At 30.3% G+C, this 792-nt stretch carries 2 protein-coding genes; both read left to right on the forward strand.

Annotated elements, in window-relative coordinates; translation table 11 throughout:
- Positions 1 to 411: hypothetical protein (locus HMPREF0518_RS09300; protein WP_003627981.1), on the forward strand; the 411-nt coding region annotated here is incomplete at its 5' end.
- Positions 412 to 421: 10 nt separating this feature from the next.
- On the forward strand, positions 422 to 640 hold the full coding sequence (locus HMPREF0518_RS09305) for a hypothetical protein (protein ID WP_003627982.1): 219 nt from the start codon (positions 422 to 424) through the stop codon (positions 638 to 640).
- Positions 641 to 792: the final 152 nt, after the last annotated feature.

Below are 792 nucleotides of genomic sequence, written 5' to 3' on the forward strand. Positions count from 1 at the left end.
ACCAAAAGTGTTCAATTTATTATTGCAATTTGCGATCTATATTCAGATTTACCACAAGAAAAAAAGGCTGAATTTAATGCTTTGACAGCTAATTCATCACTTAAGACTAAAGATAAATTAGACTTATTACAAGCTTACTTTACTGAAAACAAATCCAATCATACGTCTACAAGTCAAAGTAAGTATGCTCCTAAATGGAAAACAGCTGTTGTAAAAAAAGTAGTAAAGGCTCTACTTAAAGTAGCAGGACACTTTATTGATAAAAAAGGAGCAGCTGCCGTTTCCGATTATCTTTTTGGATGGGAAGGGAACATGGAAAAGGGAATTTCAAACGCTTTAGTATATCGCTGTCACTTAGATAGAAATACTGCCAATTGGATTGCTAAAGCAGTAATGTTTATTGCTTTTTAGAGGTTAGTTTATGAAAAAAATAGTATTAATTTTTAAGGTATTACTAGGACTAATTCCTTTTTTACCCCTGCTTGTAGATGCTATCTTTAAAACAAATATACGCACTTCAATTATGAATATAACAATGCAGTGGTCACTATGGTTAAAAATTCCTTTTTTAATTATGTGTATCTTAGCATATATGTATTTTTGGTACGCTTTGTTTAAAGAAATCAAAGATAGTCTATGAAAAATTAAAAAGTAGTCATTTAGTCTTAAAAACGCAGTAAAAAAACTGCGTTTTTATGTATTCATTAAAAAATAATTAATTATTGTATTCATAAGTTGAAACAGGAGAGAGTATTAACAGCTAAAGCAGTATTGCGGTAAGTTGCCACGGCG

It is taken from the genome of Lactobacillus helveticus DSM 20075 = CGMCC 1.1877 (assembly GCF_000160855.1).
Lineage (GTDB): Bacteria > Bacillota > Bacilli > Lactobacillales > Lactobacillaceae > Lactobacillus > Lactobacillus helveticus.

Bases quoted from the DNA above. Each gene is read 5' to 3' on its own strand.
- HMPREF0518_RS09305 (WP_003627982.1), top strand. From the start codon at position 422: ATGAAAAAAATAGTATTAATTTTTAAGGTATTACTAGGACTAATTCCT.